16 protein-coding genes are annotated in these 17,161 nt (G+C 66.4%); 8 read left to right on the forward strand and 8 right to left on the reverse strand.

Annotation, left to right across the window (positions count from 1 at the left end):
* Nucleotides 1–49: 49 nt before the first annotated feature.
* From AC1ZV1_RS14970 to nahK, 3 genes are all read left to right on the forward strand, one after another.
* The gene (locus AC1ZV1_RS14970) at nucleotides 50–442 is read left to right on the forward strand and encodes a hypothetical protein (RefSeq protein WP_484297445.1); all 393 of its coding nucleotides are present in this window, start codon (nucleotides 50–52) and stop codon (nucleotides 440–442) included.
* 133 nt (nucleotides 443–575) lie between these two features.
* Nucleotides 576–1,733 (forward strand): nitric oxide-sensing protein NosP, encoded by a 1,158-nt coding sequence (nosP, locus tag AC1ZV1_RS14975; protein WP_026078765.1) that lies wholly within the window; start codon nucleotides 576–578, stop codon nucleotides 1,731–1,733.
* The gene (gene nahK / locus AC1ZV1_RS14980; protein ID WP_484297446.1) at nucleotides 1,663–4,290 is read left to right on the forward strand and encodes a hybrid sensor histidine kinase/response regulator NahK/ErcS'; all 2,628 of its coding nucleotides are present in this window, start codon (nucleotides 1,663–1,665) and stop codon (nucleotides 4,288–4,290) included. The genes nosP and nahK overlap by 71 nt, the downstream gene beginning before the upstream one ends.
* Before the next feature lie 105 nt (nucleotides 4,291–4,395).
* Here nahK and AC1ZV1_RS14985 read toward each other — a convergent pair whose 3' ends face one another.
* The 7 genes from AC1ZV1_RS14985 to AC1ZV1_RS15015 all read right to left on the reverse strand — a co-directional run bounded on the left by AC1ZV1_RS14985 (nucleotide 4,396) and on the right by AC1ZV1_RS15015 (nucleotide 10,420).
* Nucleotides 4,396–5,256 (reverse strand): EamA family transporter, encoded by an 861-nt coding sequence (locus AC1ZV1_RS14985; RefSeq protein ID WP_484297447.1) that lies wholly within the window; start codon nucleotides 5,254–5,256, stop codon nucleotides 4,396–4,398.
* A 46-nt stretch (nucleotides 5,257–5,302) separates the two neighbouring features.
* Nucleotides 5,303–5,968 carry a response regulator AgmR gene (agmR, locus tag AC1ZV1_RS14990; RefSeq protein WP_484297448.1) on the reverse strand — a complete coding sequence of 222 codons (666 nt, stop codon included), beginning with the start codon at nucleotides 5,966–5,968 and terminating at the stop codon, nucleotides 5,303–5,305.
* 42 nt (nucleotides 5,969–6,010) lie between these two features.
* On the reverse strand, nucleotides 6,011–6,574 hold the full coding sequence (locus AC1ZV1_RS14995; protein WP_484297449.1) for a PQQ-dependent catabolism-associated CXXCW motif protein: 564 nt from the start codon (nucleotides 6,572–6,574) through the stop codon (nucleotides 6,011–6,013).
* A gap of 105 nt (nucleotides 6,575–6,679) precedes the next feature.
* Nucleotides 6,680–7,498, reverse strand: a complete 819-nt coding sequence (locus AC1ZV1_RS15000) for an ABC transporter permease (protein ID WP_484297450.1) — start codon at nucleotides 7,496–7,498, stop codon at nucleotides 6,680–6,682.
* Nucleotides 7,495–8,226, reverse strand: a complete 732-nt coding sequence (locus tag AC1ZV1_RS15005) for an ABC transporter ATP-binding protein (protein ID WP_484297451.1) — start codon at nucleotides 8,224–8,226, stop codon at nucleotides 7,495–7,497. Before AC1ZV1_RS15005 ends, AC1ZV1_RS15000 begins: the two co-directional genes overlap by 4 nt.
* Entirely contained in the window at nucleotides 8,223–9,191 is a 969-nt protein-coding gene (locus AC1ZV1_RS15010; RefSeq protein ID WP_484297452.1) for a YVTN family beta-propeller repeat protein, read from the reverse strand. The genes AC1ZV1_RS15005 and AC1ZV1_RS15010 overlap by 4 nt, the downstream gene beginning before the upstream one ends.
* A 26-nt stretch (nucleotides 9,192–9,217) precedes the next feature.
* Nucleotides 9,218–10,420 (reverse strand): ABC transporter substrate-binding protein, encoded by a 1,203-nt coding sequence (locus AC1ZV1_RS15015; RefSeq protein ID WP_484297453.1) that lies wholly within the window; start codon nucleotides 10,418–10,420, stop codon nucleotides 9,218–9,220.
* 169 nt (nucleotides 10,421–10,589) lie between these two features.
* Here AC1ZV1_RS15015 and AC1ZV1_RS15020 point away from each other — a divergent pair, with 169 nt between their 5' ends.
* The 3 genes from AC1ZV1_RS15020 to AC1ZV1_RS15030 are packed head-to-tail and all read left to right on the forward strand — an operon-like array spanning nucleotide 10,590 to nucleotide 12,670.
* Nucleotides 10,590–10,748, forward strand: a complete 159-nt coding sequence (locus tag AC1ZV1_RS15020; protein WP_484297454.1) for a hypothetical protein — start codon at nucleotides 10,590–10,592, stop codon at nucleotides 10,746–10,748.
* Entirely contained in the window at nucleotides 10,749–12,017 is a 1,269-nt protein-coding gene (locus AC1ZV1_RS15025) for a sensor histidine kinase (protein WP_484297455.1), read from the forward strand.
* Nucleotides 12,014–12,670 carry a response regulator gene (locus tag AC1ZV1_RS15030; RefSeq protein ID WP_484297456.1) on the forward strand — a complete coding sequence of 219 codons (657 nt, stop codon included), beginning with the start codon at nucleotides 12,014–12,016 and terminating at the stop codon, nucleotides 12,668–12,670. Before AC1ZV1_RS15025 ends, AC1ZV1_RS15030 begins: the two co-directional genes overlap by 4 nt.
* On the opposite strand, the gene AC1ZV1_RS15035 is transcribed toward AC1ZV1_RS15030, so the two are convergent.
* Nucleotides 12,667–13,767, reverse strand: a complete 1,101-nt coding sequence (locus tag AC1ZV1_RS15035) for a GNAT family N-acetyltransferase/peptidase C39 family protein (protein WP_484297457.1) — start codon at nucleotides 13,765–13,767, stop codon at nucleotides 12,667–12,669. The genes AC1ZV1_RS15030 and AC1ZV1_RS15035 overlap by 4 nt on opposite strands.
* 141 nt (nucleotides 13,768–13,908) lie before the next feature.
* Here AC1ZV1_RS15035 and AC1ZV1_RS15040 point away from each other — a divergent pair, with 141 nt between their 5' ends.
* Nucleotides 13,909–15,399 (forward strand): RimK family protein, encoded by a 1,491-nt coding sequence (locus AC1ZV1_RS15040; protein ID WP_484297458.1) that lies wholly within the window; start codon nucleotides 13,909–13,911, stop codon nucleotides 15,397–15,399.
* Between the two features lie 131 nt (nucleotides 15,400–15,530).
* Nucleotides 15,531–16,865, forward strand: a complete 1,335-nt coding sequence (locus AC1ZV1_RS15045) for a sigma-54 dependent transcriptional regulator (RefSeq protein ID WP_484297459.1) — start codon at nucleotides 15,531–15,533, stop codon at nucleotides 16,863–16,865.
* Nucleotides 16,866–17,161 lie beyond the last annotated feature (296 nt).

The following is a 17,161-nucleotide window of genomic DNA, read 5'->3' on the forward strand; positions in this document are numbered from 1 at the left end:
GGCACAGCGTGTCGCCCGCCATTTTTCTGTCTCTCAAGGACGGCTCGTCATGATCGGATTGTGGGGCGCGCACGCGCAGAGTTACCTGCTGGTACTGTCCATCGCCACCACGCTGGTGTTTGCCTTGCCCATCTTCCTGGTGCCGTTGTCGTGGGCGCGGGTGATGCAGTGGACGCTGCCGGAACACACCGATCTGGCGGTGTATTTCGGGCGTTGCCTGGGGGCGTTCATTCTCATCGTCGAGGGGTTGATGCTGCGTGCGGCGCTGTCCGGGCATGCACTGCTGACCACCTTCGAGGTGCTGGCGGCGGTGGCGGGGTTCATGGGGGTGGTGCACATCTACGGCGCGCTGCGCGGGATCCAGCCGTGGACGGAGACGCTGGAGGCAGGGTTCTACGCCGGGATGCTGACCCTGACGTTGCTGTTCTGGCCCCTGGGCTGACGCCGGACGCCGAAGCCCGCTCCTGCAAATATCCCGCTACTTTCGGATAGACCCGCCGCGACCCAAGTAGCATGGGTCGTGCCCTGGCCGCTTCGTAGAATGCCAGCGTCGATAGCCTGACTGGGCGTACGCCATGCACGAAACACAAGGAGTCGTTCGCGGGATGTCCAGCGCCCGCGACGTCGAGGCGGTTGCCCAGGACCTGGCGCGCCAGCTGATTCACCCCAACCTCGGCTTCGTGCTGTTCTTCTGTTCCGCCGAATACGACCTGCCGGCACTCGCCGCCGCGCTGGAGCAGTATTTCGGCGGCATCGACCTGGCCGGCTGCACCACCGCCGGGGAGATCACCCCGCAGGGCTACGGGCGTGGTTGCGTCACCGCCGTGGGCTTTGACCTGCGCAGCTTCGCCGTCTCCTGCGCGCTAGTGGACGAGATGGAGCGCTTCAGCCTGATCGACGCGCAGCAGATGGTCGAATCCCTGGTGGCGGACTGCCGCAGTGCCGGGCTGGCGCCGATCAAGGACCACAGTTTCGCCCTGACCCTGCTCGACGGCCTCTCCAGCCGCGAGGAAGTGGTGCTCGCCGCGCTCAGTGCCGCGCTCGGGGCCATTCCGCATTTCGGCGGATCGGCCGGCGACGACAACCACCTGACCCACACCCACGTCTACTACCAGGGCCAGTTCCACACCGGCGCGGCAGTGGTGGTGCTGTTCAACACCTGGCTGGACTTCGAGGTGTTCACCACCCACCACGTGCTGCCCAGCGAGGAGAAGCTGGTGGTCACCCGCGCCGACAGCGACAGCCGCCGGGTGCTTGAGCTCAACGCCGAGCCGGCTGCGCTGGAGTTTGCCCGCCTGGTCGGGGTGCCGCTGGAGCAGCTGGACTTCTCGCTGTTCCCGGCGCACCCGCTGGCGGTGCGGGTGCGCGACCAGTACTACGTGCGTTCCATCCAGCAGATCAACGATGACCTCAGCCTGACCTTCTACTGCGCGGTGGAGAACGGCATCGTCCTCACCGCCATGAGCACCGGCCCGCTGTTGCCGGGGCTGCAGGCGCAATTCCAGCGCTTGCACGAACGGCTCGGCCCGCCATTGCTGACCATCGGCTGCGACTGCTTCCTGCGCCGCCTGGAGCTGGAAGTGGCCGGCGATACCGAACCCACCGCCGAGTTTCTCCGAAGCCAGCAGGTGATTGGCTTCAACACCTACGGAGAGCAGTTCAATGGCATGCATATCAACCAGACCTTCACCGGTGTCGCCATTGGCCGTCCTCGGGGCAACGCCGGACGCTGAACTGCGCGCGCGCATCGACGAGCTGGAGCGCGACAATCGCAAACTGCAGCGGATCAACGCGGCGCTGATCGAGCGAGTCGAATCGGCGACCTCGCGCGGCGACAACGCCTATGGCGCCTTCCAGCACTCGGTCGTGCTCGCCGAGCAGGTGCGCGAGCGCACCGATGCGCTCAGTGAGGCGATGGTCGAGCTCAAGTCCAGCAACCAGCTGCTCAGTGACGCGCGCCTGCGCGCGGAGACTGCGCACCAGCACCTGCTGGACGCTGTCGAGAGCATCTCCGACGCCTTCGTGCTGTTTGATCCGCAGCAGCGCATCGTCCTCTACAACGAACGCTTCCGCGCGTTCTGGGCGCAGACCCGTGCCCGCGTCGGCGCCGGTACGCGGCTCACCGAGGTTCGGCGGCTGGCGCAGAGCAGCGGGCTGATCGTCGAGGAACAGCGCAGCAGCGACGATGAGCACACCCTGTATCGGCTGCGCAACGACCGCTGGGTCCGCGTCACCGAGCGGCCGACTCGCGACGGCGGACTGGTGGTGCTCTACAGCGACATCACCGAGATCAAACAGAGCGAAATGGCCCGCCGCGAGCAGGCGGTGGCGCAGAAGTCGCACCTGTTGCAGCGTGCCGTGGACAACCTGTCCCAGGGCGTCGCCATGGTTGGCGCGGACGGCGCGCTGGAATTGTGGAACCGGCGCTTCCTCGAACTCTGTGGGCTGGCGCCGATCGAGGCGCACCGGCCCTTCGCCGACGTCATGGCGGACAGCGAACTGCCGCTGCTGACCCCACGCAGCCGGCCGCGCAAGGGCGAGGCGGAAGGGGTGATCGAACAACGCCTGTTCGACGGGCGCATGCTGGAGATCCGCACCCACGCGCTGCCCACCGGCGGCTTCGTCAACACCTTCACCGATATCACCGAGCGCTACCGGCATGCCGAGGCGCTGCGCGAAAGCGAACGCTGGATTCGCCTGATCACCGACCAGGTGCCGGCGCTGATCGCCTACCTGACCGCCGACCTGGACTACGACTTCACCAACAAGGTCTACGAGGAGTGGTACCGCTGGCCCAGCGGCTCGATGCTCGGGCGCAACCTGCGCGAGGTGCACAGCGCCGAGCATTGCCAGCGCCTGGAGCCGTACTTCGAGCGTGCGCTGTCGGGCGAGAGCGTGACCTTCGAGATCGCCGAGACCAACCTCGCCGGGCAGGAACGCTACATGCAGCGCTCCTACGTGCCGAATCGTCAGGCCGACGGCACGGTGAGCGGGCTGTTCGTGCTGATTCGCGACATCACCGAGCGCCGCCGCACTGCCGAGGCGCTGCACCAGGCCTACCAGAACCTCGAGCAGCGGGTGCGCGAACGCACCGCGGAGCTGACCAGTCTGAACGACCAGCTCAAGCGCGAGATCGACGAGCGCAGCCAGGTCGAGGGGCGCCTGCGCGAGGCCAAGCGCGAGGCGGAGCAGGCCAACCTGTCGAAGACCAAGTTCCTCGCGGCGGTCAGCCACGACCTGCTGCAACCGCTGAACGCTGCGCGGTTGTTCACCAGCGCGCTGCAGGAGCGCAGTGGCGAAGCGCTGGTGCGCAACATCAGCCAGTCGCTGGAGGACGTGGAGACGCTGCTGGGCACCCTGGTGGACATTTCCAAGCTGGATGCCGGGGTGATCAAGCCGGACATCGCCTCGTTCGATGTCAACGAGCTGCTCGGCAACCTCGCCGCGGAGTACCGCCAGGTAGCCGCCAGCGAAGGCCTGGTGCTGGACTTCGTGCCCTGCGGCGCGCAGGTGCGCAGCGATATCCAGCTGCTGGCGCGGATCCTGCGCAACCTGCTGACCAATGCCATCCGCTACACGCCGTCCGGCCGCGTGCTGCTGGGCTGCCGGCGACGCCGGCACAGCCTGTGGATCGAGGTCTGGGACACGGGCGTGGGCATCGCCGCCGACAAGCTCGGCGAGATATTCCAGGAGTTCAAGCGCGGCGATGTGCAGCGCTTCCACCAGGACCGCGGATTGGGCCTGGGCCTGGCTATCGTCGAGAAGATCGCGCGCATGCTCGGCCATCGCATCCAGGTGGAGTCGGTGCCGGGCAAGGGCTCGTGTTTCGCCATCGAGGTCCCGCTGGCACGCCGTGTGGCGCGCAGCGCGCCGGAACCGGAGCGCACCGCCGACGATCTGGTGGAGCGCCTGCGCGGTTCGCGTGTGTGGGTGCTGGATAACGACGCCTCGATCTGCGCCGGCATGCGCACGCTGCTGGAAACCTGGGGATGCCAGGTGGTGACAGCGCTGTCGGAAGAGGACCTGGCGCGGCAGGTGGACAATTTCCATGCCGAGTCGGACTTGCTGATCGTCGATTACCACCTCGATGACGGGCTGAACGGAGTCGATGCGGTCGCCTCGATCAACGCTCGCCGTGGCACGCCGCTGCCGGCGCTGATGATCACCGCGAACTACAGCAACGAGCTGAAGCAGCAGGTCCGCGAGCTGGGGCACACGCTGATGCACAAGCCGGTGCGGCCGATGAAGCTGAAGACGGCGCTGTGTCACCTGATCGATGGCGCCCACTGAAGCGCGCTGCGGCGCTGTGGAGCTGACGTACGAGCGGGCCATGCCCGCGATCGCACGCATGGCCCGTTTTTGCAGGGGGGCTCCGTTGTTCGGAACCGCAGAAGATCAGGCGCGCTGAGCGACGGGAGCGCGGACCTTGGCCAGCAGGATCAGCGCGATGCCGCCCAGTACCGCCAGCGACACCAGTGCCAGGCGCAGGCTGATCGCTTCGCCCAGCAGCACGGCGCCGGAGAGGGCGGCGAGGATCGGCACGCTCAGTTGCACCGACGCGCCCTGGATGGCAGACAATCCCGGCAGCGCGCTGTACCAGATCGCATAGCCGATCCCCGAGGCCGCCGCGCCGGACAGCACGGCATAGACGATGCCCAGCGTGTCCACCCGCAGGCCGGAATGGAAGAACACCGCCAGCAAGCCCGCAAAGGCAATGGCCCGGACGAAGTTGCCAGCGCTGATTGCCAGCGGGTCGCTGCCCTTGCGTCCGAGCAGCGAGTACAACCCCCAGGCCACGCCGGACAACAGCATCAGCAGTGCGCCAACCAGCGGCGGAGCACTGGCACTGGGCAGCAGTTGGGCCAGCAGGCCACCCAGGGCCAGCAGGAATCCCACCAGTGCCTGCCCGTGCAGGCGCTCACCGCGCAGCAGGCCTACCAGCAGCATGGTGACCTGGACCGCGCCGAACAGCAGCAGCGCGCCGGTACCGGCATCCAGCTGCACATAGGCATAGGAGAAGGCCGCGGCGTAGACGAACAGCGCCGCCGCCGCACGCCAGTTGCCGCCTTCGCTGGCAACGCGGCGGCGCAGTTTCAGCAGCAGGGTGAGCATCAGGGCGCCGGAGACGATGCGGATGCCGGTAAAGCTCACCGCGTCGATGCTGGTGGCCTTCAGGGCCAGGCGACAGAGAATGGAATTGCCGGCGAAGGCGATCATCGCCAGGCCGGTGAGGCTCAGGGTGCGGGTGGAGGGCATCGAGTGGTTCCCGGTAGCGGTCTCGGCAGCACGGAGGATTGAGGGCTCAGCGACGAAGGTAGGCCGTGAAGTCGATATCGCTTGCGCAGAGGATGGCCTGCACGCGGTTGTGCACCTTCAGTTTGCGCAGGATGGCGGAGACGTGGGCCTTCACCGTGGTTTCGGCGATCTCCAGGTTGTAGGCGATCTGCTTGTTGGATTCGCCCTTGGTCATCCGCTCCAGCACCAGCAGTTGCTTGCGGGTCAGCGCCTGCAGCAGTTCCGGCGGGATGCTGTGGTCGTCCTGGCCGCTGCGGCGCGGCGAGGATTTCTGCGTGCGGATGATGTCCGACGGCAGGTAGACATTGCCGTTGAGGATCTGCTCGATGGCCTCGGTCATCTGTACGCGCGGCGAGGACTTGGTGATGAAACCCACGGCGCCGTAAGTGATGGCCTGCAGGACGACCTGCTTGTCCTGCTCCGCGGAGACGATCACCACCGGAATGGTCGGCGCCTCGTTGCGCAGGCTCATCAGGCCGTTGAGGCCATGCATGCCGGGCATGTTCAGGTCGAGCAGGATGAGGTCGAGATCGTCGTGTTCCTGGGTCAGGCCCAGGGCGCTGTCGAGGTCGGCGGTCTCCATCACTTCGCTGCCGGGGAAGCCGTCGGCGATGACATTGTGGATGGCTTCGCGGAACAGCGGGTGATCGTCGGCGATCAGGATCTTGTACATGGCCTGCACCTCGTTGTTGTCGTTATGGGCGGTGATCGCAAATTACTTCAGGGGTTGCGGCTGGGCGTCCTGCAGGGGCAGTCCGGCCTGTTCCCAGGCATCGATACCGTCACGGTACCAGTAGAGGCTGGCGTAGCCCAGCGCATGTGCGCGGCGGATGGCGTTCCAGCTCATCCAGCAGTCGGAGCGGCAATAGAACACCAGTGGGCGTGTGGCATCGCCCTCGGTAAGACGGGAGAGGTTCTGCTCCAGATAGGCTTGCCACTGCGGCTCCAGGGTGCCGGTGCCGACGTTGGCCAGCCACAGGCTGCCAGGCAGGTTGCGGTGCTTTTCATCCTCGATGAATTGGCCATTGAGAAAGGTGCGGCGGTAGACGTCCACCAGGCGGGTCTTTGGCTCGCGCTTGAGCAACGCCTGCAGGGCCGGGGTATCGAGGGTGGTGGCGTGGTCGGCGGAAGGGGGCGTCGGGCTGCGGTACTGGGTCTGGCGGTAACCGTCGGCGGAAAACAGCGGCGGCTCTTCGGCCTGCGCAGTCGGGAGCCAGAGGACAAGGCTGAGCAGGCACGCGGCCAGGCAGCCGGGCAGGACAGGAGCAAGGCGAGGCATGGCGGTATCTCTATTCGTTCTTCTTGTAGTGGCCATTAGATGCCGGCTGTGCGGCTTTGGAAATTCGACGTCCGGAGGGGCAAACCGGTACCAAAGTAGTAGGCTTTACCTCTTGCGCAGGGCGGCGTGCTGCGGGTTGAAGGTCAGCACCGCGAGCGCGGCGAAAAGCAGCGTCAGGCCCAGGCAGACGCCGGTGGCCAGCAGGTTGAAGCGCTCGTAGAGGGCGAAACGCACCAGTTCGACGGCGTGGCTGAAGGGATTCAGCGCGCACAGCCAGTAGAGCCATTGGCTCGCCTCGCGCATCTTCCACAGCGGGTAGAGCGCGGAGGAGAGAAAGAACAGCGGGAAGATGACGAAATTCATCACCCCGGCGAAGTTCTCCAGCTGGCGGATGCCGTTGGACAGCAGCAGCCCCAGCGCTCCCAGCAGCAGGGCGGCGAGCAACAGCGCCGGCAGCGCCGTGACCAGGCCCGACGGCGGCGGCTGCACGCCGTAGAGCCAGGCGATGAGCAGAAAGGCGTAGACCTGCAGCAACGACACCAGCGCGGTGGCCAGCAGCTTGCTGGCCAGCAGGAAAGCCCGGGGCAGCGGGCTGGTCAGCAGCACGCGCATGCTGCCCATCTCGCGGTCGTAGACCATCGACAGCGAACCCTGCATGCCGTTGAACAGCAGGATCATGCAGCACAGCCCCGGTACGATGTAGGTCTCGTAGGTGACGTAGGTGTCGTACGGCTCGATGATCGAGATGCCCAACGCGGCGCGAAAGCCTGCAGCGAACACCAGCAGCCAGAGCAGCGGACGCACGAGCGCGCTGAGGAAGCGCGAACGCTGCAGGACGAAGCGCAGGCATTCGCGCACGACGATGCCGCGCAGGCACTGCCAGTAGGCCGCTGGCCCGAAGCGCGGGTGTTCCACGGCGCTCATGCGCAGGCCTCCAGGCGGGTCAGGCGGTCGAAGGTGCGTTCCAGGTTGCCGGCATCCGGCGCGCAGATATCCCGGGCCTCGCCACGGGCGACCAGCCGACCCCGATCGAGCACCAGCAGCGCGTCGTCGTCGCGCACCTCATCGAGCAGGTGGGTGGTCCAGAGCACTGCCAGGCCATCCTCGCGGCACAGTCGGCGCACATGTTCGTTGAGTGCCTGGCGCGCTGCCGGGTCGAGGCCGACGCTGGCTTCGTCGAGCAGCAGCAGGCGAGGGCGATGCAGCAGGGCGCGGGCGATTTCCACACGGCGGCGGTGACCGCCGTTGAGCGCGCGAACCTTGTCGCGGCGTCGCTCGTGCAACTGCTGGCGGCCCAGTTCGGCGTCGATCCGCTCGTTTGCCACGCTGCGCGGCAGGCCGTGCAGGGCGGCGTGGTAGCGCAGGTTCTGCTCCACGCTGAGGTCCAGGTCCAGGGTGCTCTGCTGGAACACCACGCCCAGCTCCCGCAGTGCCAGGCGCGGCTGGCGGCGCAAGCTGCAGCCGAGTACGTCGATCTCGCCCTGCTGCAGGTCGTAGAGACGGGTGAGCAGGGCGATCAGGGTGGACTTGCCGGCACCGTTGGGCCCGAGTAACGCGGTGAAGCGCCCGGCAGGCAGTACGAACTCCAGGCCGTCGAGGGCGCGCCGCGCGCCGTAGGAGAAGCCGAGCCCTGTCACTGTCAGGGCGTTCATGGCGTCACCACCACGCCCCAGGGGTAGCGGCCGACCTTGATGGACCGGGTGACCTTGCGCGAGTCGACATCGATCACCGAGACGTCGCCGCTGACGCCATTGGTGGCCAGCAGGGTCTTCTCGTCCGGGGTGAACGCCAGGTGCCAGACGCGGCGGCCCACCAGCAGGTAGTCGAGGACTTCGAAGGTCTTCGCATCCACGACCGCCACATGATTGGCCGGGCCGAGGGCGACGAAGGCGTACTTGCCATCCCGCGTCAGTTGCACGCCCACCGGCTGCACCTTGTCCGGGTGCACGCCCTTGATCGCGAAACGCAGGGTCTTGAGGATCTTGCGGCTGGCGGTGTCGACCACGCTGACGGTGCCGCCGATTTCCGCGGAAACCCAGACCTGCGAGCCATCGTGGGTGAACTCGGCATGGCGCGGGCGCTGGTCCACCAGGGTGCTGTCCACCAGCGTCTGGGTCGATGTGTCGATCCAGTGCAGCATGTTGGTGGTCTCGCTGGTGTTCACCGCCCACTTGCCGTCCGGGCTCACCGCCATGCCTTCGGGCTCGACGCCTACGTCGATCTGCCCGAGTACCTGGGCCGTCTGCGTATCGACCACGGTGACCAGCGCATCGTCCTCGTTGGAGACATACAGCCAGCGGTCATTGGGGTGCAGGGCGAACTGCTCGGGGTCGGCGCCCGACGGCAACTGCTTGATGATCTTGCGGGTGGCGAGGTCCAGCACCTGCACGGTGTCCGAATCGCTCGCGCAGATATACAGCAGCTTGTTGTCATGGGACAGCGCCAGCCCGCGCGGGCGCTTGCCGGTGTCGATAGTGCCGGTGACGGTCATCGTGTCCAGGTCGATGACGCTGAGGTTGTTGTCCTTCTCGTTGGACACATAGGCGGTGGCGGCGAAGGCCGCAGGCACCAGCCCGAGGGCGAGGCTCAGGCAGGAGAGGGCAAGCAGGCGGGGCATGGGCAGGGTCCTCATGGGCGTTCTTCTTATGGCGTGGCTTCAGCAAGGTGGCACTGGCTTTCCGGTGCATCGAGGCCGAGGCTGTCGAGTTCGCTGGCGGGGTGCAGGAAGCCTTCCTGTGGCGAAGTACTGACCAGTGCGCGCGGTTGTACCAGTGGGATCGGTTGGCGCAGCTGGCCGTCCCAGGGTCGGAAGCCGAGCTTGTAGCCCTTGAAACCGTCCAGCGGCAGGTCGGGGGACAGCGATAGCGTGCGGATCGCCATCGGGTCGGCATCACGCAGGCGAGTGACCGCGCTGGCGATGCTGCGCACGGCGATCCAGGCGGCGAAGTCGCGATCGTTCATCCAGCGCCCGGCGTGTTCCTCGAAGCGCTTCTGCAACTGCGCCGCGCCATAGGTTTCCACGGTCTTGTGCCAGCCAGTGGCGACCAGCCCCTGGGTGCCGGCCACCGGGCGCGGCAGCCAGGTGTTGTAGGGCACGTACTCGCCGAAGTCGCCGTGCTCGTCGGCCACCAGCACGGCGTCGTAGTCCGCGCTGGACTGGGTGAACAGCGCCATGTCGGCCTGGGCGCTGCGGCGCTGGTCGTTGTCGAAGGTGAAGGGTTTCTCCTCGACGATCGTCGCGCCGAAGCGCTTGGCCGAACGGCGCAGGGCATTGGCGTAGGCGGCATCTTCCGGGCGCTGGCCGACGATCAGCAGCCAGCGTGTCCACTTGCGCAGTACCAGGAACTGGGTGAGCGCGTCGGTCAGCATCAGCCGACTGGGCAGGGTGTGCAGCACATTCATGGAGCACTGGCTGGCGCGCAGCTCGTCATCGGCGGCGCCGGCGTTGAACAGCAGGCTGTCCGGCAACGCGGCGGCCAGTTGGCGCAGCGTGTCGGCCGGGGCGTTGACCACGAACAGGCGCAGGCCGGCATCGTGCAGGCGCCGGGCTTCTGCCAGGAGCTTTTCCGGCGTATCGGTGCTGGCGGCTTCCAGGCTGTAGCGGTGCTTGAGGAAGCGCCCGGTGCTGTTGCTGTCGGTGATCGCCAGCTCCGCGCCGCGCAGGCCGGCGTCGGTGGGTTCGGGAATGACGTTGGACAGCAGTGGGCCGGGGTCGGGCGTGTAGCCCAGGTAGCCGATGCGAATCTCCAGGGTGGGGGCTGCTTCAGCGCGGGCGTCGAGGCTGAACAAGGCGGCGCAGGCGACCGCGAGCAGATAGGCCATCCCGTGCAGGACGAACTGGCGCATGGGCGACTCCTTTTCTGGGTCGACAAGTTCTTGTGCGGCCAGCATAGGAAGCGCCCGAGGTGCGGCAAATATGCAGAAAGTACCGGTTGGGGCAGTACCAAGGTAGTAGTTTGCGCGCCGCGCCCGCGTCCTAGGATGGCGCTACAAGAACCAGAAGAGGAGCGTCGCCATGCGTATCGCCGTCACTCTCGTCCTGCCGATCCTGCTGATGCTCAGCCTGTTCGGTTTCGATTTTCTCTATACCCGCAACGGCTACCTGCCGGCGGCGGAACTGCGTGCCCCCACAACCCCGGTAGGCTGTTTCACGACCTGTCGCGGCGCGCCCTAGATGTCGGCGTTGTGGCGGGTCAACCTGCTGGTCGGGCTCTTCTTCGGCCTGCTGGCGGCGGTGTGCCTGGCGGTGCTGGTGCATCAGGGCAACGACGACGTGCGCCGCGAGATGGATGCGGCGCGCGGGGTGCTCGACTATCTGCGCGAAGCCGCGCAGCGCGACCCGGCCAGCCTCGACCCGGACCTCACCGCCGGCCTGCGTCATGTACGCGTGCACTGGCTGGATGCTGCCGCGCCCGCGGCGCGCTCCGGGTTGGACGAATGGCTGGTGGCGCGCCTGTATCCCGACCTGCCGGCGCCGACCGTACTGACGCTGGCCGATGGCCGCCGCGTGCAGCTGAGCCTCGACCCGCACGACGAACTCGACGAGGTGCGCGATTCGCTGGTGCAGCTGCTGGCGTTGTTTGGCGTTTCGTTGCTGGCCAGCCTGCTGGCGATCCGCTGGGCCGTGCGGGGTGGCTTGCGGGTAGTGGAGCAGTTGCATGGCGCGCTGGACGATGTGTCCCGCGGGCAGTTCCAGGTGCGCCTGCCGGATCATTCCCTGCCTGAGGCGCAGCGCCTGGCCAGTGGTTTCAACGGCATGGCGGCGACGCTGGAGCGCGCCTGCGGCGAGAACGCCGAGCTGACCCGCGCGCTGCTGGCGGTACAGGAGCGTGAACGTCAGCAACTTGCCCAGGCATTGCACGACGACATCGGCCAATACCTCGCGGGCATTCGTGCCCAGGTATTCCTGCTGCGCAGCCTGGAGAGCCAGGATGGCATCGGCTTCGCTACCCTCGATCGGCTGGAGCAGCACTGCCAGGGACTCAACGAAAGTTTCCGCGCGCTGGTACGCGATCTCTACCCGGTTGTACTGGAACGGGTGAGCCTGGAAGAGGCGCTGCGCCTTCATATCGAACAGTGGCAGGCCAGCCAGGGCCTGACCTGCCGCCTGCGCCTGGACCAGCTGCCGGCGCTGCCGAGCGTGGCCAAGGCACATCTTTATCGTCTGCTGCAGGAGGCGCTGACCAACGTCGCCCGGCATGCCGGTGCCCGCCATGTGCGTGTGGTGCTGCGTCGGCGCAGCGATCGGCTGTACCTGTGGGTGCGTGACGATGGCCGGGGCTGCAACGGCGTGCCGCGGGCCGGCATCGGCATGCGCTCCATGCGCGAGCGTGCCCGCTGCCTGGGGGGCGAGCTGCATTTGCGCCGGCGTCCTGGTGGCGGGTTGGCCCTGCGCTTGTGGATGCCGTTGACGGAGAGCCTGGTGCAAGGAGAACACGCGTGAAGATTCTGCTGGTGGACGATCACTTCGTGGTGCGCGATGGCATCGCCTCGCTGCTGCGCGGGTTAATCCCCGAGGTGGAAGTCAGCGAAGCCGCCGATGGCGAGGCCGCGCTGGAGGCCGTTCAGCGAAGCGTGCCGAGCCTGGTCATTCTCGACATCGGCCTGCCGGGCATCAGCGGGCTGGAAGTCACCCGCCGCCTGCGTCAGCGCCTGCCGCAGTTGCGGGTACTGTTCTTCAGCATGCACGACGAGTTGCCCCTGGTGCGCCAGGCGCTGGATGCCGGCGCGGCGGGCTACATCACCAAGGGGGCGTCGCCGGCGGTGCTGGTGGAGGCGGTGCGGCGGATCCTGGCTGGCCACGCCTACATCGAGCAGCCGCTGGCCACCCAGCTCGCCCGTCAGCCGCAGGGCGCCGACGGCCAGGATCCGCGCCTGCAAGGCATGACCCAGCGCGAGTTCGAAATCTTCGTGATGCTCGCCCGTGGCCTGCCGGTGCGGCAGGTGGCGGAGCACCTGTGCATCAGTGCGAAGACCGTCTCCAACCACGTCACCTTGCTCAAGCAGAAGCTGCAGGTGGTGTCCCACGCCGAACTGGTGCACCTGGCGATCGACGCCGGGGTGCTGCGGGTCGGCGGCGAGGCGCTGGCCGGTTAGCTGCCACGCGTATAGAGGATCACCGCGGCGCGCAGCTTGCTGCGGCCGAAGCGGCTCATCTGCTCGAATTCGCCGTGGCTCACGGGGATGTGCTGGCAGTCCAGCGGTTCGCGATGCTGGCTGTGGTCGACGTCCGGGTCGTGCAGATAGACGAAATCCTCGTCGCAGTCAGTGACCACCACCCAGTGCGGCGCCTTGGAGCGGGTCAACCGGTAGCTGCTGATCAGCACCATTGGTTGGCCGCCGGCCTCCAGCGCGCCCTCGATGTCCAACTGGTTGACCAGCAACTGCTCGACGTCGCTCTGCGCCAGTCGCTCGCTGAAGTCGTCGTGGACCAGGCGCATCACCTCGCGCTTTTCCTCGCTGCGCACACCATCGAGGAACAGCGGGCCGTCCTCCGACAGCAGCAGGCGTACGCGGAAACCCCGCTGCAGCGCCGCCAGCGCCAGGCCCTGCGGGCTGCAGCCGCCGTGGCCGGCAGTCATGTAGATGGTGGTCGCCTCGCGCCACAGGCGCAGTTCCTCGCGGCGGTCCAGGCGCCGCCCCGGCTCCAGCGCGCCCATCGCCATCAACAGGGCCGAGGGCCCGCAGGTGAACTCGGTGGTCTGCCGGTAATAGGGCACGTGGCGGTGGGTTCGTTCGTTGATGTGGCGGATGCGCTTCTCGAAGCGCAGGGCTTCGCTATGGTCCTCGTAGTAGTCGCGCACCGTGGCGAACGGGCGGTAGCCGTTGCGCTCGTAGAGGGCGATGGCGCCCCGGTTGTCCGGACGCACTTCCAGGCGCAGGTAGGCGCAGTCGTTCTCCAGTGCTTCGACCTCGGCGCGGTCCAGCAGCTTCTGGCCCAGGCCGATACCGCGGGCACGTTCGTCCACGGCGATGGAGTACAGGCGTGCCAACGAGGTGCCCTGGTGGAACAGCACCAGGGCGTAGCCCAGCAGTTGGCCGTCCGACTCGGCGACGGTGAGGCTGGCATGGGCGCGGGTGATCATCCACTGGAAGTTGCGGCGTGACAGGCGATCCTGTTCGAAACAGCGGTTTTCCATCTCGACCAGGGCTTGCAGGTCGTCGGCTGAAGCGGCACGGAACTGGAGTTTCATAGAGTAAGCATTCGTTAATCTGCGGGGCGCACCGTGTCCGGTGCTGGCTGCGAACGGGCGTAGCGTCGTGCGGTCGAAGCTCAATCAGTATTGTCCCAGGGGCAGGGCGCGGCAAGCGCGCCAGCCGGCTTCGGAGGTGTCGTGAGCAAGCTGTTCATCATCGTGGAACGCAAGGAAGACTGGGCGTCCTACTACCCCAGTGACGATGTGGTCACCGCCCAGGAATACCTGGAGATGCCCATCGACGACGACAACGGCAAGCGCGTGCAGGTGATCAACCTGTGCCGCAACTACAAGTACCTCGGCCACGGCTACTACTGCTCGTTGCTGGCCGAGGCGCGCGGGCACAAGGTGATTCCGTCGGTGCGCAGCATCAGCGAGCTGGCGAAGAAGTCACTCTACAGCCTGGCGCTGGAAGACCTGGAGAAGACCCTCGACAAGGCGCTGGCCGACCATCCCTACGGCAGCACCGACGGCTTCACGCTGACCCTGTATTTCGGCCGCACCGATATCGAACCGCTGCAGGACCTTGGGCGCCAGCTGTTCGAGGCGCTGCCGTGCCCGATGCTGCTGGTGGAGTTTCGCAAGAACCGGGGCTGGCACATCGAAGGCGTGAAGCCCGGGAACATTCATAAGCTGCGCGAGGACCAGGAGGAGCTGTTCGCCAACGCGCTGGATGGCTTCAGCCGGCAGATCTGGCGCAAGCCGCGTTCGCGCAAGCAGTACCGCTATGATCTGGCGATCCTCCACGACCCGGAGGAAGCCTTCCCGCCGTCCGATCGCAAGGCACTGAAGAATTTCATCCGCATCGGCCGCAGCCTCGGCATCGACGTCGAGCTGATCGAGAAGAAGGACTACTCGCGCCTGGCCGAATACGACGCACTGCTGATCCGCGAGACCACCAGCGTCAGCGACCACACCTACCGCTTCGCCAAGAAGGCCGAGAGCGAGGGCATGGTGGTGATGGACGACCCGGTATCGATCCTGCGCTGCACCAACAAGGTCTACCTGGCCGACCTGCTGCGCAGCCACAAGCTGGGCATGCCGGCCACCGAAATCCTCTACAAGGACAACCCGCAGGAACTGGAGAAGGTTGGCGAACGCCTGGGCTTCCCGCTGGTGCTGAAGATTCCCGACGGCAGCTTTTCCCGCGGGGTAATCAAGGTGACCAGCCAGGATGAACTGCTCAAGGCCAGCGCCGAACTGTTCGAACGCTCGGTGCTGCTGCTCGCCCAGGAGTTCTTCTATACCGAATATGACTGGCGGATCGGCGTCTTGAACCAGAAGCCGATATTCGCCTGCCAGTATTTCATGTCCAAGGGGCACTGGCAGATCTACGACCACAGTCCGGATGCCCAGGAAGTCAGTGGAGATTTCCGCACCATGGCCGTCCACGAGGCACCACGCAAGGTCGTGGAGCTGGCGGTGAAAACCGCCAACCTGATCGGCGACGGGCTCTACGGCGTGGATCTGAAACAGGCCGGTGAGCGGGTGGTGGTGATCGAGGTGAACGACAACCCGAACATCGACTGCGGGGTGGAGGATGTCTACCTGGGGGACGACCTCTACAAGTTGGTACTGGAGGAGTTCGTGCGGCGACTGGAAGTCAAGCGGCGCGGGCGCGGGTGGTGAGATCGATTCGGCATTGACCTTATAGGAAAACGGTCGATGGGCTGCGTCAATATATTGCTAGCGTTACAAATTGGAGCGCCAACCGACTGTTTTATAAAGTTTTTCAAAATAATGGCGCCAAGGAAGGGAGCATGCTCGAGGCAGCCACGAATCTTCGTCGCCTGCTGGTGGTCGATCCGTGCGACGACTGCCGCAGGCTGTTACCCGGACTACGAGCAGCAGGGTGGGAAGTCGACAGTTGCGAGCTGGACAATGCCAGCAATCGCGGTTGCGATGTCGGCCTGCTGCGTCTGCAACCCCGGCATCTAGAGCGCCGGGAGTCCGTCAAGGAACTCATCAGCCGCAGCGGCACGGAGTGGATAGCCGTGCTCAGCCCGGACAGCTTGCCGCTCAATGAAGTCGGCGATTTCGTCAGTGAGTGGTTCTTCGATTTCCATACCTTGCCGTTCGATGTGGCGCGGGTGCAGGTCACGCTCGGCCGCGCGTTCGGCATGGCGCGCCTGCGTGGGCGCGGCAGCGTGCACAGCGATGAGCACGAACACGAGCTGTTGGGCGAAAGCCGCGACGTGCGCGAGCTGCGCAAGCTGCTGGCGAAGTTCGCGCCGACGGAGTCGCCCGTGCTGATCCGCGGCGAGAGCGGCACCGGCAAGGAGCTGGTGGCGCGCACGCTGCACCGCCAGTCGCGCCGGGCGATACGGCCGTTCGTGGCGATCAACTGCGGCGCGATGCCGGAAGCGCTGATCCAGTCGGAGCTGTTCGGCCACGAGAAGGGCGCGTTCACCGGGGCGCACCAGCGCAAGATCGGTCGTTTCGAACAGGCCAACGGCGGCACGCTGTTCCTCGACGAGGTGGGCGACCTGCCGCTGGAGCTGCAGGCTAACCTCCTGCGGGTGCTGCAGGAGAAGCAGATCGAGCGTGTTGGCGGCAGCCAGCCGATCGATGTCGATGTGCGGGTGCTGGCGGCGACCCACGTGGACCTTGAGCAGGCGATTCGTGCGGGGCAGTTCCGCGAGGATCTCTACTACCGGCTCAATGTCCTTCAGGTGTCCACGTCACCGCTGCGCGAACGCAATGGTGACCTGGCGCTGCTGGCCAATCATTTTGCCCACCTGTATAGCGTCGAGACCGGCCGCCGTCCGCGGCGCTTCTCGGACGACGCCCTGGCGGCGATGGCCGAGCACAGTTGGCCGGGCAACGTGCGCGAGCTGGCGAACCGGGTTCGGCGTGGCCTGGTGCTGGCCGAGGGCCGACAGATCGAGGCCCGCGACCTGGGCCTGGAGCGTGAGAAGGGTCGCGCGGCGCACCTGCCGCTGGTGACCCTGGAGGAGTACAAGCGTGGCGCCGAGCGCCAGGCCATGTGCGATGCGCTGGCCCGGCATGGCGACAACCTCAGCGTGGCGGCGCGGATGCTGGGTATTTCGCGGCCGACGTTCTATCGCTTGCTGCACAAGCATCAGTTGCGCTAGGGCGGGGTGGCCGGTACGGCGGGCGGACGCGGATTCGTCCCGCCTGCCTTCCCCATTTCCTCCGCGTTCCGCCCCCCTCGGGCGAGTCCCTTTTGGCAAACGTCGGATAGCCGCCCTCCCAGGAACCCAAAAGTCTTGCCCCGGACATCCGGTTTTTCGCTTAGGCGAAAAATTCCCTCGTTGAAACGAAGTTTCAGGAGCCCGCTGCGAAGGGCCATCCCTGACCCATCGCAGCTCTCGCGGCATCCATGCCACTCAACCCCCGGAACTTTGCTTCAACGAGGCCTCCAGAACGG

The sequence above is a fragment of the Pseudomonas sp. BB438 genome (assembly GCF_057180225.1).

Coding starts and splice junctions, on each gene's coding strand:
- AC1ZV1_RS14970 (WP_484297445.1), top strand. CDS start 50: ATGATCGGATTGTGGGGCGCGCACGCGCAGAGTTACCTGCTGGTACTG.
- nosP (WP_026078765.1), top strand. CDS start 576: ATGCACGAAACACAAGGAGTCGTTCGCGGGATGTCCAGCGCCCGCGAC.
- nahK (WP_484297446.1), top strand. CDS start 1,663: ATGGCATGCATATCAACCAGACCTTCACCGGTGTCGCCATTGGCCGTC.
- AC1ZV1_RS14985 (WP_484297447.1), bottom strand. CDS start 5,256: ATGCCCTCCACCCGCACCCTGAGCCTCACCGGCCTGGCGATGATCGCC.
- agmR (WP_484297448.1), bottom strand. CDS start 5,968: ATGTACAAGATCCTGATCGCCGACGATCACCCGCTGTTCCGCGAAGCC.
- AC1ZV1_RS14995 (WP_484297449.1), bottom strand. CDS start 6,574: ATGCCTCGCCTTGCTCCTGTCCTGCCCGGCTGCCTGGCCGCGTGCCTG.
- AC1ZV1_RS15000 (WP_484297450.1), bottom strand. CDS start 7,498: ATGAGCGCCGTGGAACACCCGCGCTTCGGGCCAGCGGCCTACTGGCAG.
- AC1ZV1_RS15005 (WP_484297451.1), bottom strand. CDS start 8,226: ATGAACGCCCTGACAGTGACAGGGCTCGGCTTCTCCTACGGCGCGCGG.
- AC1ZV1_RS15010 (WP_484297452.1), bottom strand. CDS start 9,191: ATGCCCCGCCTGCTTGCCCTCTCCTGCCTGAGCCTCGCCCTCGGGCTG.
- AC1ZV1_RS15015 (WP_484297453.1), bottom strand. CDS start 10,420: ATGCGCCAGTTCGTCCTGCACGGGATGGCCTATCTGCTCGCGGTCGCC.
- AC1ZV1_RS15020 (WP_484297454.1), top strand. CDS start 10,590: ATGCGTATCGCCGTCACTCTCGTCCTGCCGATCCTGCTGATGCTCAGC.
- AC1ZV1_RS15025 (WP_484297455.1), top strand. CDS start 10,749: ATGTCGGCGTTGTGGCGGGTCAACCTGCTGGTCGGGCTCTTCTTCGGC.
- AC1ZV1_RS15035 (WP_484297457.1), bottom strand. CDS start 13,767: ATGAAACTCCAGTTCCGTGCCGCTTCAGCCGACGACCTGCAAGCCCTG.
- AC1ZV1_RS15045 (WP_484297459.1), top strand. CDS start 15,531: ATGCTCGAGGCAGCCACGAATCTTCGTCGCCTGCTGGTGGTCGATCCG.